This window comes from Streptomyces swartbergensis, from assembly GCF_002148965.1.
Lineage (GTDB): Bacteria > Actinomycetota > Actinomycetes > Streptomycetales > Streptomycetaceae > Streptomyces > Streptomyces swartbergensis.
In genome coordinates, this window is record NZ_NGFN01000067.1 from 14,412 (window position 1) to 28,401 (window position 13,990).

9 protein-coding genes and 8 pseudogenes are annotated in these 13,990 nt (G+C 69.7%); 9 read left to right on the forward strand and 8 right to left on the reverse strand.

Annotation, left to right across the window (positions count from 1 at the left end; translation table 11 throughout):
* Positions 1-2: 2 nt before the first annotated feature.
* The 4 genes and pseudogenes from CA983_RS13630 to CA983_RS13645 form a co-directional block, all read right to left on the reverse strand.
* A pseudogene (locus tag CA983_RS13630) lies at positions 3-2,176 on the reverse strand (xanthine dehydrogenase family protein molybdopterin-binding subunit).
* Positions 2,173-3,153: an FAD binding domain-containing protein gene (locus CA983_RS13635; protein ID WP_086601159.1), complete on the reverse strand. Its 981-nt coding sequence runs from the start codon at positions 3,151-3,153 to the stop codon at positions 2,173-2,175. The pseudogene CA983_RS13630 and the gene CA983_RS13635 overlap by 4 nt, the downstream one beginning before the upstream one ends.
* Before the next feature lie 10 nt (positions 3,154-3,163).
* Complete coding sequence (locus tag CA983_RS13640) at positions 3,164-3,817, reverse strand: (2Fe-2S)-binding protein (RefSeq protein WP_086601160.1); 654 nt, start codon at positions 3,815-3,817, stop codon at positions 3,164-3,166.
* Between the two features lie 90 nt (positions 3,818-3,907).
* On the reverse strand, positions 3,908-4,564 hold the full coding sequence (locus tag CA983_RS13645) for a maleylpyruvate isomerase family mycothiol-dependent enzyme (RefSeq protein ID WP_086601161.1): 657 nt from the start codon (positions 4,562-4,564) through the stop codon (positions 3,908-3,910).
* Between the two features lie 213 nt (positions 4,565-4,777).
* On the opposite strand from CA983_RS13645, the pseudogene CA983_RS47840 reads away from it, so the two are divergent.
* The 6 genes and pseudogenes from CA983_RS47840 to CA983_RS13675 all read left to right on the forward strand — a co-directional run.
* Positions 4,778-6,522 (forward strand): annotated as a pseudogene (locus CA983_RS47840) (NF041680 family putative transposase).
* Positions 6,523-6,558: 36 nt separating this feature from the next.
* Positions 6,559-7,185, forward strand: a pseudogene (locus tag CA983_RS49505) (MsnO8 family LLM class oxidoreductase); the annotation flags it as partial.
* A 130-nt stretch (positions 7,186-7,315) separates the two neighbouring features.
* Entirely contained in the window at positions 7,316-7,456 is a 141-nt protein-coding gene (locus CA983_RS47845; RefSeq protein ID WP_244206871.1) for a hypothetical protein, read from the forward strand.
* Between the two features lie 131 nt (positions 7,457-7,587).
* Positions 7,588-8,427, forward strand: a complete 840-nt coding sequence (locus CA983_RS13665) for an NmrA/HSCARG family protein (RefSeq protein WP_086601163.1) — start codon at positions 7,588-7,590, stop codon at positions 8,425-8,427.
* Positions 8,428-8,504: 77 nt separating this feature from the next.
* Positions 8,505-8,807: an alcohol dehydrogenase catalytic domain-containing protein gene (locus tag CA983_RS47170; protein WP_208636952.1), complete on the forward strand. Its 303-nt coding sequence runs from the start codon at positions 8,505-8,507 to the stop codon at positions 8,805-8,807.
* Between the two features lie 172 nt (positions 8,808-8,979).
* Positions 8,980-9,174 (forward strand): annotated as a pseudogene (locus CA983_RS13675) (ATP-binding protein); the annotation flags it as partial.
* Here CA983_RS13675 and CA983_RS13680 read toward each other — a convergent pair.
* Positions 9,154-10,353: pseudogene (locus tag CA983_RS13680) on the reverse strand (RHS repeat-associated core domain-containing protein); the annotation flags it as partial. The pseudogenes CA983_RS13675 and CA983_RS13680 sit on opposite strands and share 21 nt — an antisense overlap.
* A 1,270-nt stretch (positions 10,354-11,623) precedes the next feature.
* Between CA983_RS13680 and CA983_RS13690 the strand changes: the two are divergent.
* Positions 11,624-12,103 carry an RICIN domain-containing protein gene (locus tag CA983_RS13690; protein WP_086601164.1) on the forward strand — a complete coding sequence of 160 codons (480 nt, stop codon included), beginning with the start codon at positions 11,624-11,626 and terminating at the stop codon, positions 12,101-12,103.
* 371 nt (positions 12,104-12,474) lie between these two features.
* Here CA983_RS13690 and CA983_RS13695 read toward each other — a convergent pair whose 3' ends face one another.
* Positions 12,475-12,834: a nucleotidyltransferase domain-containing protein gene (locus CA983_RS13695; RefSeq protein WP_244206873.1), complete on the reverse strand. Its 360-nt coding sequence runs from the start codon at positions 12,832-12,834 to the stop codon at positions 12,475-12,477.
* A 116-nt stretch (positions 12,835-12,950) separates the two neighbouring features.
* On the opposite strand from CA983_RS13695, the pseudogene CA983_RS49510 reads away from it, so the two are divergent.
* Positions 12,951-13,070 (forward strand): annotated as a pseudogene (locus CA983_RS49510) (IS5-like element IS4811 family transposase); the annotation flags it as partial.
* Here CA983_RS49510 and CA983_RS47850 read toward each other — a convergent pair.
* Positions 13,056-13,172, reverse strand: a pseudogene (locus CA983_RS47850) (IS5/IS1182 family transposase); the annotation flags it as partial. The pseudogenes CA983_RS49510 and CA983_RS47850 overlap by 15 nt on opposite strands.
* 56 nt (positions 13,173-13,228) lie before the next feature.
* Positions 13,229-13,702, reverse strand: a complete 474-nt coding sequence (locus tag CA983_RS13705) for a YxiG-like protein (RefSeq protein WP_086601165.1) — start codon at positions 13,700-13,702, stop codon at positions 13,229-13,231.
* A gap of 73 nt (positions 13,703-13,775) precedes the next feature.
* Here CA983_RS13705 and CA983_RS13710 point away from each other — a divergent pair.
* Positions 13,776-13,952, forward strand: a pseudogene (locus CA983_RS13710) (ANTAR domain-containing protein); the annotation flags it as partial.
* Positions 13,953-13,990: the final 38 nt, after the last annotated feature.

The following is a 13,990-nucleotide window of genomic DNA, read 5'->3' on the forward strand; positions in this document are numbered from 1 at the left end:
GCTCACAGCAGCGCTTCGGCGGTGATGGGCAGGTCGCGGACGCGGCGGCCGGTGGCGTGGAAGACCGCGTTGGCGATCGCCGGCGCCACACCGACCAGGACGACCTCGCCGAGTCCCTTGACACCGATGGGGTCGGCCTCCCGGTCCTCCCCGTCGAGGTAGACGGCCCGCAGGTCCAGAACGTCGGCGTTGACCGGGACCAGGTAGCCGGTGAGGTCCGCGTTGACGATGCGGCCGTCGCGGTGGTCGGTGACCGTCTGTTCCAGCAGGGCCGCCCCGATGCCGCCGACCATCGCGCCGAGGGCCTGGCTGTCGGCGAGCCGGGGGTTGATGACGCGTCCGACGTCGTACACGCCGAGCATCCGCCGCACCCGCACCAGGCCCAGCCGCCGGTCGACGGCGACCTCCGCGAACACGGCACCGTAGGCGTACGGGGTGGAGCGGGACGGTCCCGGGGTGTAGGTGCCGAGGGTTTCGAGGTGGGTGCGGCCGTTGCGGGTGAGCAGCTGCCCGTAGGTCTCGCCGCACGCGGGGTCGTGCTTGATGTGCAGTCGTCCGCCCCGGGCCACGACCTGGTCCGCGGCGGCGCCGTGCAGCGGCGATCTCTCGTCCGCGACGGCGAGGGCGACGGCCTGTGCGCGCAGCCGGTCGCAGCCGTCCTGCACGGCGGAGCCGACGCTGGCCATGGTGGCGGATCCGCCGTGCACCGGGGCGGGGGCAGGGCGGAGTCGCCGAGACCGAACGTCACCCGGTGCGTGGGCAGGCCGAGTGCGTCGGCGGCGAGCTGGGTCTGGGCCGTGGCGGTGCCCGGCCCCATGTCGCTGGTCGAGGTCTCGACCCGGGCGCTGCCGTCGGCGTCGAGCCTGATCCGTGCCCGGCAGGGGCCGCGGGCGGTGTCGTGGACGCCGGCGGCCATGCCCATGCCGATCAGCCAGTCCCCGTCGCGGGTACGGCTCGGCCTGACGTCGCGCCGGTGCCAGCCGAACTCGCGGGCGCCGACCCGGTAGCACTCGCCCAGCCGCCGGCTGGAAAAGGGCGCGCCGCTGGTCTGGTCGTGGCCGATCTCGTTGCGCAGCCGCAGCTCGATGGGGTCGACGCCCAGTTCATGGGCGAGTTCGTCCAGCGCGCACTCGATGACGTAGCCGCCGGTGACGTAGCCGGTGCCGCGCATGTACGTCGCCGCGTTCACGTCGAGCGCGACCGTCTGGTAGGTCTGGCCGAGGTGGGGCAGACGGTAGAGGATCTGAGCCGGGGTCAGGACGGGTTCGGTGAAGTTCTCATAGCCCGACGTCTCGGAGCGCACCTCCTGGACCATCCCGGTCAGCCGGCCGCGCCGGTCGCTGCCCAGGCGCACCGTGCAGGTGTAGCGGGGCCGGTAGCCGGTGCCGAAGTACATCTGCCGCCGGGTGAGCGCCAGTTTCACCGGACGGCCCGTCTCGCGGGCGGAGAGGGCCGCGAGGGTGACATGCGGCCAGGAGCGCAGTGCGCTGCCGAAGGCGCCGCCCACGTAGGGCGAGACGACACGCACCGACTCCGGCGGGATGCCGAACACCCCGGCGAGGTGGTCCCGGGTGCCGAGCACTGACTGGGTCTTGTCCCAGACGGTGAGCCCGTCGCCGTCCCAGCGGGCGACGGTGGCGTGCGGCTCCATGGGGTTGTGGTGGTTGCGGGCGAGCCGGTAGGTCGTCTCCCGGCGGACGGCCGCCGACCCGACCGCCGCCTCCGCCTCGCCCCGGGCGTAGGTCTGCGGGTCACCGCCCGGCCGGCCCGTCATGTCCGTCGCGGGTGGGTGGACGTCGTAGCCGATCCGGACCAGGCTCGCGGCGTGGCGGGCGCGCTCCGCCGTGGTGGCCACGACGAGGGCGACCGGCTGGCCGAAGAAGCGCACCCGGTCGTCCTGGAACACCCGCCACCGTTCCTGCCGGGCCGCCCCGCCGTAGACCAGCTCGGGTGCGTTCAGGTGGCTGATCACCCGCAGGACACCGGGCTGGGCGAGGGCGGCGCGGRTGTCGATGCCGGTGATCCGGCCCCGGCCGACGCCGCTGTCGACGACGACCGCGTGGACGGCGTCCGGGGGCTGGTGATCGGCGGCGTACTTCGCCCGGCCGGTGACCTTCGCCCGTCCGTCCACCCGGGGCAGCGGCGCTCCGGCGGCCGCGGGCGGCTGCGGGCTCACCGTCCGCCTCCTACGACGCGCAGCTGGCGCTCGACGGTCCGCTTCAGCAGCTCGGTCTTGAAGCGGTTACCGGGCAGGGGCCGGGCGCCGTCGGCAGCACGGGCGGCGGCCTGGCTCCACAGCCGGTTTGAGGGACGTTCCCCGATCAGCCGGCGCTCGACGGCGGGCAGTCTCCAGGGCACCGTGCCCACTCCCCCGGCGGCGAGCTTCGCCTCGCGGATCACTCCGCCGCGGATGTGCAGAGCGACCGCCGCGGACGTCAGGGCGAACTCCAGGGACCGGCGGTCGCGCACCTTCAGGTAGCCCGACCTCAGCGGGCGGGGATGGGGCGGGATGTCCACGGCGGTGATCAGCTCGCCCGGGCCGAGGGCGTGTTCCCTGTGGGGCGTGTCGCCCGGGGGCAGCAGGAACGCGGTGAGGGGGACGGCACGTTCACCGCCGGGTCCCAGCACACGTACGTCGGCATCGAGGGCCGCGAGGGCGACGGCCAGGTCGGAGGGGTGGGTGGCCACGCACTGCCGGGACGTGCCGAGGATCGCGTGGGTGCGGTGGACACCCTCCCGGGCCGGGCAGCCCGAGCCCGGCTCACGCTTGTTGCAGGCGGCGGTGACATCCCGGAAGTACGGGCAGCGGGTGCGCTGCATGAGGTTGCCGCCGATGGTCGCCACAGTGCGCAGCTGCGGGGAGGCGCTCAGCTCCAGCGCCTCGCAGACGACCGGGTGGGCGGCGCGGATCCCGGGGTGGGCGGCCGCCTCGGCCATCCGCGCCAGCGCGCCGATCCGCAGGGTTCCGTCCGCGGTGAGCGTGACATCGCGCAGGGGCAGCCCGGCGATGTCGACCAGGACAGCGGGGCGTTCGACGGTCTCGCGCATCAGATCGACGAGCGTGGTGCCGCCGGCGAGGTACCGCCCGCCGCGGCGGGCGGCGTCGAGGGCCTGACGGAGGCCGGAAGCGCGTGTGTAGACGAACGAGTGCACGGTCCGCGTCTCACCACCCCCGCGCGGCCTGCTCAACAGCCCGCACGATGTTCGGATAGCAGCCGCAGCGGCAGAGGTTGCCGCTCATCCACTCCCGGATCTCCTCGGCGCAGCCGGTGTGGGCTTCCTGGACGCAGCCGAGGGCGGACATGATCTGCCCGGGTGTGCAGAAGCCGCACTGGAACGCGTCCTGGTCGATGAACGCCTGCTGGAGCGGGTGGAGCCGGCCGCCTCGCTCCAGTCCCTCGACCGTGGTGATCTCGGCGCCTTCCAGCCGGACCGCCAGCATCAGGCAGGAGACGACCCGGCGGCCGTCGACCAGGACCGTGCAGGCGCCGCAGGCACCGGCGTCGCAGCCCTTCTTCGCGCCGGTCAGGCCCAGGTGCTCCCGCAGCAGGTCGAGGAGCGAGGTGCGGTTGTCCATCGTGAGCGTATGACGCTCGCCGTTCACCGTGAGGGTGACACAAGTACTCGGCTCGGGGGCGGACGCGGCCCACTCCATGTTGAGCGGGGCCGCTTCGGCGGCGGCCGGGCCGGCCGCGAGCACGCCGCCGACCGCGCTGGTCGCCGCGAGGAACACGCGCCGTGAGGCGGGGCCAGAAAGGGCTTCGGGGCGGTTCGGCCGGACGGAGGCGCTGTCCGTGGAGGGCCGCTCACATGGCATGCCCCGAGTGTCGCAGTTCGTGACCGGTACGCGGAGGCAAGACGCGCACCGCGGGCCGGGTGAAAAAAAGGGGGGCTCTCAGCCTGTTCTTCAACCTGAGCGCAGTCGGGCGCGCAGGACTGCCGCACCGTCCCCCTCAAGGTCCTCGCAGGCTGCTGCGCGGCCTGCCATCCCCATCACCAGCGAGAGGGTCGGCCCCCGCAGGAGATCCCCCGAGCCGGTGGTGAACGGTCCGTCTGTGGCCTCGACCCGCAAGCCCGCGACTGCAGTGTTGCTCGCGACAGTGAAATCGCGGCCGGCGAAGAACCGGGCCACGGCGGTCGTCGTGGCCACCGGGGGTGTCCGCACGAGACCCAATGGCCGGCGGATGTCCTCGCTGTGGACGACTATTTCGCCCAGCCAGGCCGCAGTATGTCCGGTCGGCCCGGCGGGCCCGGCGACAACTTCGCGAAATCGCCGCAAGGTCTCTTCAGGTGTTGCACCACGGTGCTTTGCCAGTCGTCGGCCGTTGTGCAGATCGGGGTCGAACCGCGCGGCCAGCATGCTCAGCAGCCAGCGCCACATCCTCGTGCTGGCGCCTGCCGTCAGATGAGCTACGACCTCCTCCACGGTCCAGTGTTCACACAGTGATGCTTTCGCCCACTGGGCCTCGCTGAGTTCGGCGAGGTCTTGAGCGAGCGCCAACCGCTCGACGTGGATCGCCCGTTCCAGAGCTTTCCGAGTTTCCGCAACGTGTGGTTCAGCCATAGGGCGGCCTCCAGAGATCGGGTGTCCTCCATCAGACTCCTCTCACCGCCCAAACTCATCGACTGCACCGCGTAGCGAACCCATTCGACCTTCCAGTGTCGAAACGGTCCTCGAACTAAGCCGCTCACCTGCGCATTCTCCTGCCGCTGAGGCGGCCTTCGCCTGATCAAGCACTCCGATCAAGGTGCGCTGAACCAGACCAGGATCGTAAGGGTGGGTCTGCTGCCTGAAGCCACGGCAGGAGAAGCGTCACGCTCCCGGGACGAGTTATACGCGTGTCTCACCGGACGCGGTGATGAACTGTTCGAGCTGGCGGACGCGGTGCTGTGTGCGCCCGGCGCAGTGCACTCGCCAGTCGAGCTGACGCTCCTGCCCGAACACCGCCGTGGACACGATGCGATGCACGACGGCCTCAACCAGGGCCGAATCGACACCGACCGGCTGCGCTCGTCGCTGGCCGGCCTGTCGTTGCCCCGCTTCCCGGACGGGCGCCTGGTCCTGGCCGTCGACGTGTCGCCATGGCTGCGTTCGGACGCTCCTTGCTCGCCGGACCGGCTGTTCCGCCACGTCCACGGCCGGGCGAAGACGGCCTCGCAGTTCATTCCCGGCTGGCCGTACTCGTTCGTCGCCGTGCTGGAGATGGGCGCCACCTCGTAGACGCAGATCCTGGACGCGGTCCGTCTGGGACCGGCCGACGACGCCACCGCCGTTACCGCCGACCAGCTCCGCGGCATTGTCGAACGGCTCGTCACGGCGGGGCAGTGGGCACCGGGTGAACCGCACCTCGTCATCGTGGCGGACGCCGGCTACGACGTGACCCGTCCGGCCTGGGTGCTGCGGGATCTGCCCGTTGAACTGGTCGGCCGTGTTCACGATGACCGTGTGATGCGGCTGCCGAAGCCGCCCCGCGTCTACGACCCAAAGGACGGCCGCCCGCCGAAGCACGGCCCGCAGTTCCGCTTCGCCAAGCCCGAGACCTGGCCCGAGCCCGCCGTCACCACCCGCACCGCCACCGCGAACTACGGCAAGGCGACCGCGCAGACATGGGACCGGGACCACCCGCGTCTGACCCATCGGGCCGCCTGGCTGCACCACGAAGGCGAACTCCCGCCGGTCGAGGACACCCTGAACCAGCTGGAGGTTGAGCACCTGCCGAAAGACCGTACGGCGCCGGCGGTGTGATTGTGGTCCTCCAGACCGGAACCGACGACGCGGACGTCAACCGGGCCTGGCAGGCATTCCTGCGACCCTTCGATCAGGAACACACGTTCCGCCCGTCCAAGCAGACACTGGGCTGGACACGGCCCCGACTGCGACAACCCGAGGCAGCCGGCCGGTGGACGTGGCCGATCATCGACGCCTACACCCAGCTCAGACTCGCCCGCCCGATCACTCTCGATCTGCGACACCCCTAGGAGAAGCCGACCGCACCACATCAGCTCACTCCCGCGCGGCTCCGACGCACCTCTCGGAACCTCCGCCAGCACATGCACTGCCCCGCCAGAACACCAAAACCGCACCGGCCCGACCCCGGACGACCGCCCGTGCCGTTCAGCGAACTGGAGATCGCATATCTCGACGAGCAGCCGCTAGGCAGGCTGGGCACCGTCAGCCCGAAGGGGAAGCCGCAGGTCAGACCGGTCTCGTTCACGGTCAACAGGGAACTGGGGACCATCGATATCGGCGGCCACACCATGGGCAGCACTCAGAAGTTCCGCAACGTGCGGGCGAATCCGGCCGTGTCCCTGGTCGTCGACGACATCCCCTCGACGGATCCCTGGCGTGTGCGGTGCGTGGAGGTCCGCGGCCGGGCCGAGGCCATCAGCGACCCGTCCGCCACCGGATACGGCAAGGACATCATCCGGATCCATCCCACCCGGATCCTCACCCTCGACCTGGACAAGAACCATCCGAAAACGCAGGCCCGCGACGTTTCCCCATCCGCCGGCCTCGCCTGACCCCGGGCCCCGGCCGGGAGCCGAAGGAGACGAGCCATGCTTCTGTCCGTACTCGACCAATCACCGGTGCCCGAGGGGTCCAGCCCCGCGGACGCCCTGCGGCACAGCCTGGAACTGGCCGTTCTGGCGGACCGACTCGGTTACCACCGCTACTGGTGCACCGAGCACCATGCCTCTCCCTTCCAGGCCGGGGCCGCCCCAGCGATCATGATCGGCCAGATTCTGGAACGCACCACGGGCATCCGGGTCGGCTCCGGCGGCTTACTGCTGCCGTACTACAGCCCGTTCCTGGACGCCGAGGTCTTCCGGGTTCTGCACGCCCTGTATCCGGGCCGGGTCGACCTCGGCGTGGGCAAGGCGCATCTGTCGAAAGCACCCAGTGGTGCGGCCCTGCGCCGGGACACCGCGGACCCGCACGGTCAGAACGACTTCCTCGACAAGGTGCGGGAGCTGCGAGCCTTCCTGTTCGGCGGCGGCTTTCCGCCCGGCCACTCCTACAAGGGCCTGCGCCTCACCCCGGACATGCCCGCGGCGCCCGAGATGTGGGTGCTCGGGTCGAGCGTCTCCAGCGCGGAGTCGACGGCCCGCCTCGGACTGCCCTACGCCTACGCCCACTTCCTCGGGCGGACCACCCGGCCCAGGCGGTGCGCCACTACCGGGAGGCGTTCGTACCGCACGTCGTGGACGGCGAGACGACCGCCGAGCCGCGCGTCGTCCTCGGCCTCGGCGTCTACTGCGCCGACACCGAGGCCGAGGCGCGGGAACTATTCGCCGGAGCCTGGAGCCGGAGAAGGTGGACGCCGACGTGCTCACGTCCCTGCTGCACGACGAGCGGCTGCGCGCCTCGGCGCGCGCGGCGGTGGCCGAACTGGCCGCGCAGCCCGGTCCCGACCAGATCGTGCCCGGACTGGCGGCACTCACCGCAGCACAGTGATACGTACAAATCGGGATCCGTCTTGACCTCAATTGCGCTTGAGGTTCCAGAATTGCCGCGCAGTGCCTGCTCGCCTGACGTCCCGGTGCGGTCCGTCACCGGAGGAGAACACCCCTCACAAGGAGTTCGACTTGCCTGACGGCAACATCATTCTGGTCATCGGCGCGACCGGGAATCAGGGCGGTGCCACCGCGCGCGAGTTAGTCTCCCGCGGCCGCACGGTTCACGCGCTGGTACGCGACCCCGGCAAGGCCGAGGCCCGCCAGCTAGAGGACCTCGGCGTGGTGCTCGTCCAGGGCGACATGGACGACGAGGAAGCGCTGCGCCGGGCCATGGAGGGCGTGCACGGCGTGTTCAGCGTGCAGCCGCTCGGGTGGGACCCGGAGGCGCTCGCCGCGGAGGTGCGGCAGGGCAAGGCCGTGGCGGACGCCTGCCGGGCGGCCGGGGTGGCCCACCTGGTGTACAGCTCCGTGGGCGGCGCCGAACGGAGCACGAGGATCGACCACTTCGAGACCAAGGCCGAGATCGAGCAGCACATCCGCGGCCTCGGACTGCCGGCCACCGTCCTGCGCCCGGTGTTCTTCATGAACAACCTGCTGCACTTCGCCGACGCCGAGGGCGAGCGGCTGCTGGCGCTCCCCGCGAAGCCGGAGAAGCCGATTCAGCTGATCGCCAGTGACGACATCGGGTTCTTCGCCGCGACGGCCTTCGACGAGCCGGACACCTATCTCGGCAGGCAGATCGAACTGGCCGGTGACGAGGTCACCTTCCCGGAGATCGCGAAGATCTACGAGCGGGTCACCGGGGTCCCGACCCGCTTCGAGCCGCAGCCCATCGAGGACCGCATGTTCGAATGGTTCGCGGAGGACGGCTACCAGGCGGACATCCCGGCCCTGCGCAAGGTGCACCCCGGCCTGCTGACCTTCGAGCAGTACCTGACCCGGCGGCTGGCCCCCGCGGACCAGGCCTGAGGGCGGAGAGGAACCGACCAGTGCGAGCAGCAGCGACAACCTCCTACGGGCCTCCGGAGACGCTCCAGCTGACCTAGGTGGCGGAACCGCTCGTCGGCCCCGGCCAGGTCCCGGTCCGGGTCCGGGTCCGGGTCCGGGTCGCGGGATTGCAGCCCGTCGACTGCAAGGTGCGCGCGGATGGGACGCCGTTCGCCCGGTCCGTGACGTTCCCGCTGATCCCCGGCAACGAATTCCCCGGAGTGGTCGACGGCGTCGGTGAGGGCGTCACGGAGTTCTCCGCCGGGGACGAGCTGCTCGGTTTTGGCCTGTTCGGCTGCTACGCGGAGTACGTCGTCGTCCCCGCCGACCAGATCGTGTCCAAGCCGCCGAGCATGCCGTGAGAGATCACGGGCGGTTTCTCCGGCAACGGCCAGGGTGCACACATGGCACTGCGCGAGATGGTCTGCCCCGGGGACACGGTGCTGATCAACGCCGCGGCAGGAGGACTCGGGACCTTCGCGGTCCAGCTGGCTCGGGCGTGGAGCGCGGAGAAGGTGATCGGCACCGCCAGTGTCGTTGCGGGAGTTCGACTACAGCGTCAATCCCCACGTCGATCCCGCGGTCATCCACAATCTCGCCACCTGCGAGTGGATCGCCAAGGGGCACCCACTGTGTCTGATCGGGGACTTCGGCACGGGCAAGTCACACCTGCTGATCGCGCTGGGCACCGCAGCCGCCATGGCCGGCTACCGCGTCCGCTTTGAGCTTGTCGTAGTCCCAGCCTGTGGTGCCGGAGGCGTGGGTGCGGGATTTGACGTTGCCGTCGCCGTCGTAGGAGTAGGTGACCGTGGCGTTGGTGGAGGACACCTTCGTCACGCGGTCGCGGTTGTCGTAGGCGTAGACGGTTTTGATACCGCGCCCGTCGGTGACGGTCTCCACCCGGCCGAGCGCCTCGTAGGTGTATTCCGTCCTGCCCAGGGGCGCCGGTGGGGTGACCGTCTTGAGGTTGCCCTTGGCGTCGTACTCGAACGAGGCGACCTTGCCGTTGCCGTCCTCGGCGGTGCAGCGCTGGCCCTCGAAGCCGCCGCAGGTCGGGGTGTCCTTGTTGTAGGTGTACTCACGGGTCGCGCCGGCGGTACCGGTCGTGGTCACCGACATCGTGTTGCCGTTGGTGTCGTACTTGAAGGTGTCCTTGCGGCCGTCCGCGCTGGTGAAGTCGTTCGGCAGGTCGGTGCCGGCGATCGTCTGGTATGCCGTCACGGACGCCATCGCCCCGAGCGGGAGCCTTTGGGAGATGGCGTTATTGCGGTCGTTCCAGCCGTAGGTGGTGGTGTTTCCGCCCGTGCCGTCCGCTCCCGTGCCCATCGCGTCGATCGCGGTCTGCAGGAGATGGTTGGTGTACCTGGAGTGCCGGGAGTGGCCCAGGGGGTCGGTGACTTTGGCGACCTCGCCGTCCGCGTTGTGCAGGTACTGGGTGACGTCGCCGTCGGGGTCGGTCACCGTCGTGGTGCCCGCGTCTGACGGGGTGGCAGACTCGGTGGCGCGCTGCATGGAGGAAACGCGGTTGTGGGCGTCGTACGTGAACAGCGTGACGGTGCCCTCGGGGGTGGTCACCTTGGTCAGGCGGCGTGAGGAGTCGTACTCGTAGGCGGTGGCCTTGCCGGCAGTGTCGGTGACCTTCGCCAAGTTGCCGGCGCCGTCCAGGTCGAAGACGGCCGTGCGGCCGGTGTGGTCCTTGGCCTGCCACCGGCTGGAGTCCGTCTTGACCAGGTCGATCCAACGGCCCGAACGGGTCTCGGTGAGCTTGAAGCCCTGGTGCTCGCTGCCCTCGTCGTGCTGGTCGACGGCGAGAGTGCCGTCGTTCTTGTCCGTGACCTTCGTCAGCGTGCCGTGCTCATTGAAGGTGTCCTTCGAACCCGACTTGCGGTCGGTCAAGGTATAGGTGCCGACGCAGTCAGTCAACGCGGCATCGACCGTCGGGCAGGACCCCCGCGGACACGGCCGCCGCCGCCGAGACGGCAGCCGCCCTGACCGCCGACGGCTTGCGAACCTTCAAGCGATGCTTCCGGCTGCATCCCCTCGACCAAGTTCCGCCTCCGCCTCGACGACGGTGTCGAGGCCTGCAGGCCTGATCGGCGCCCGTCATCTGCAGGATCCGCCGCAGCGGCTGCGGCACAGACGCCAGCACCAGCTCAACAACCGTCCTGCCCACTACGATCCCTCCGGCCGCCCAGGCCGCTGAAGCCGCCGACACCCTGCCGCTGACCTAAGCGGTGACCCGACTGCCCGTCGCTGCTGAGGACCGCACCGGCTACGACTGCGAGCAGTCCTTCGGCGGCTGGACCGACGCCGACCGCAATGGCTGCAACACCCGCACGGAGACCCTACGACCACACCTTCATCGACGGCCCCCGCAACCTCGACATCGACCACCTCGTCCCACTGGCCGAAGCCTGGGACCCCGGCGCCTCCGCCTGGACCAGGCAACGCCGCGTCACCTACGCCAACTACCTCGACGACCACCGGCACCTAGAGGCAGTCAGCGCCCGCTCCAACCGGCAGAAGGCCGACCAGGACCCCCACCACCCGGCTCGTGCCCGACAACCCCGCCGAACGCTGCCACTAGCTGGCCAACCGGACCGCCGTGAAACTCCAGTGGGCCCTCACCGTGGAACCCAGCCGAGCAGAACATGCTGACCCTCAGCGCCGCCGAGTGCCCCGGCACCGACGTCACCGTCAACCCCGTCCCCTGATCCAGCCGACTGGGGTTCCCTCCCGCACCAATGGATCGCGGGAACCCGGCGAGTGTCCGGGTCGCCAAGCGGCGCCGCGGTCCCCCGGTGGAGTGGGAGCCCGTGGCGCAGCTGTTCGTCCCGGCCCCGGCGCCTCTTCGTAACGGGGACGGCCTATGAGACAGCCGCATCGTCGGACGGTTGTCTGTTTCTCGTTCTTGCCGCTCTTGCATGCAGAGGCGTTCACGCTCGCCCGTTTGAATCCAGCGGTGCGTTGCCACACCGTTGCGCCGCGGGCGCGACCTGTGGGTGACGCTCCGTCAGGGGTCTGAGTGGCGCCGTGTATGCGTTCGAGACCTCCCGGACAGGCTCGAGCCTCGCGAAACGACTGGTTCGCCCTGCGTTGGAACAACAGCCGACTGGCTACGCTGAGTTTCAGGGGCGCCCTCTCCTGTGAAGGACTCTCGAGGCTGAGGAGCACTGACTTGACCGACCTCGTACTGCTCGCGGGCGGATCGGTGACCATGACTCACCACGTCACCGGCACCTACTTCATGTGCAACGACTGGCACGACGGTGTCGGCAACCACACCCAGACCTGGGCTCAGGACCCGTTCGCCAAGGACAACAACTCGCACCGGTGGTTTCTGCGGCAGAACGCCGACGGCACCGTGCGCATCGAGTCCTACACCAACCACCGCTGCCTCACCGCAGGGGCCAACCCGCCCGACACCGTGACCCTGCGAGAACGCACCGACAGCCTCAACCAGCACTGGCGGCTGGTCTCCCACACAGAGCGAGGCAACGACTTCTACATGGTCTCGGTCGTGCACCCGCGCTACGCCCTGGCCATCGCCGACCACCTCCAGGGCAACGACCGGCTGGTGGGCCTGACCCGCATGTGGGGCGGACCGAACCTCTCCCAGCTGTGGCGGATCTACCCCTCGTCACAGGACCAGGGATGACCTGCACCAGCACGCGCGCCACCATCGGCTGGAGTGCCATCTGAAACTACCGGGCGCACCTCGCGTGCCATGGTGAGGCTGATCTGCTGGGCGGCATGGTCGGCGTCGACGACGTCTTCGCCGTCGAGAGCGAGACCGGTCAGGCGGCCGCCCTAAGGCCGCCGGCGCCATCAGCCGTAGTCCGGTCGTACCGGGACGGCCTCTGCAAAGCGGAAGACACGCCAGCAGTGTGGCCTGGCAACCGGGACCGGCGTGGTCGCCGGAGGCTGCCAGGCCGCACCCTCACGCCTGCGGACGCGTCCGGGCTCGACCTCTGACCCGTCGGGCCGATGGAGTCGCCGCCGCGGTTCAGCCGTCAACCGCGCCGTCTTCTAGACGACGCGGTACGGGGCGGGGGATCGCGCGGTCCAAAGCCCTACTGGAGGGTGTCGCCGCGGCGCCACAGGCGCAGCATGGGCACGCCCTCGCTCTCGAGTTGGCGACGCTGGGCGGTATCGAACTGCAACTGCGCGGCTGCGGCCGGCCAGTTGCCGACGGAGCTCGCTGTGGGGATTGCGGCCGGAGAAGATGGAGGCGATCTCGAGCTGCCGCATCCGCTCGTCGCGGTGGAAGTCCACGGCGATATCGACGTCGTGCGGCTCAAGGGCGCCACGAGCGTAAGAACCGAATAGGTAGAGCTCGTCGACCAGCGACAGCGGCCAGTCGGTCCCCTCATCCAGCCTGCGCAGCATGTCCTCCACCAGCGTGGTGGCCCGCTCCCGCTTCCTCTGTCCCCGCCCCTTCCCGTGTCGTGCTCCCGGGCCGGCGTAGGTCTCCGCGGCACCGGTCGGGCCAGGTTCTTGGACGTCGACTGATGCACCCGGARATCACCATCGTCTGGGCSGACTCCGGCWATGCCGGACAGCTCGTGACCTGGGCGAAGAAGCACCTGAACCTGACGCTCAAAACCGATCAGAATCCCGTCGATCACCTGCCGATGGTCCCGCCACCTGCCACACCGCCTGTTACTGACGGGCAGCAACGGCCGCAGCCGTTCCCATTCCGCATCACTCAGATCACCCCGCCCCATGACAGGATGAACGATCCGGACACACGCCGGTCACAAGATCACACGAACACTGACCCTTACTCCGTGACGAACGGTGCATATCCAACCGGGACCTCGCTCACGTGAAGGTCGGAGAAGAGCAAGGTCAGGTTGTGCGCGTTGGTCTCAATGCGTACCTCGTGGAAGTCGATGCCGAGAGCGTTCGACCAGCGTCGCGTGGCCTCCGACTCGGGGAGAAGCTTGGTTCCCGGATAAAGGCAGTGCCACTTCACGCCCCAGACATACCCGTCGAGGTCGGCACCAGTTTCGTGGTCGATGAGCCGGTCGTCCAAAGAGACCCGCCAGGTCTCCGCCGGCACTGACGTCTCGCACCGCGCCTCAACGCAGTACCTGAACAGATACCGCCGGTGGGACGACGTGATGCCGGTACGGGGATCAGCCGTTGCGTAGACGATGACCTCGTAGTCGCGCATGTAGTTGGTGTATCCGTGGTGCACGACAGCGTGATCGAAGGTCTCATCCAGCATCTGTTCAAGCACAGCAGCATCCATGCCGCCCTTCTACCTCACTCGGCGAGAGCTTCGACAACGAGATCTACGAGGCGGACCTCACTTCCCTCACGGGAAGCGGGTCCGCCAGAGCGAGGACGACGCCTTCAACATGCTGCGCCGCGTCTCCCAGCACCACAACCTCAAGCTGCGCGACGTCGCCCAGCGGGTCCGGGCGCAGACCTGGCCTGATCACCAGCCGCGTGCCGCGGTGGCACTGCCGCGAGGCGGCGTGTGCGTTCACGGGGGCTGACGATGGGGGGCCCTGTCTCTTATCCCCCTCTGACGCTG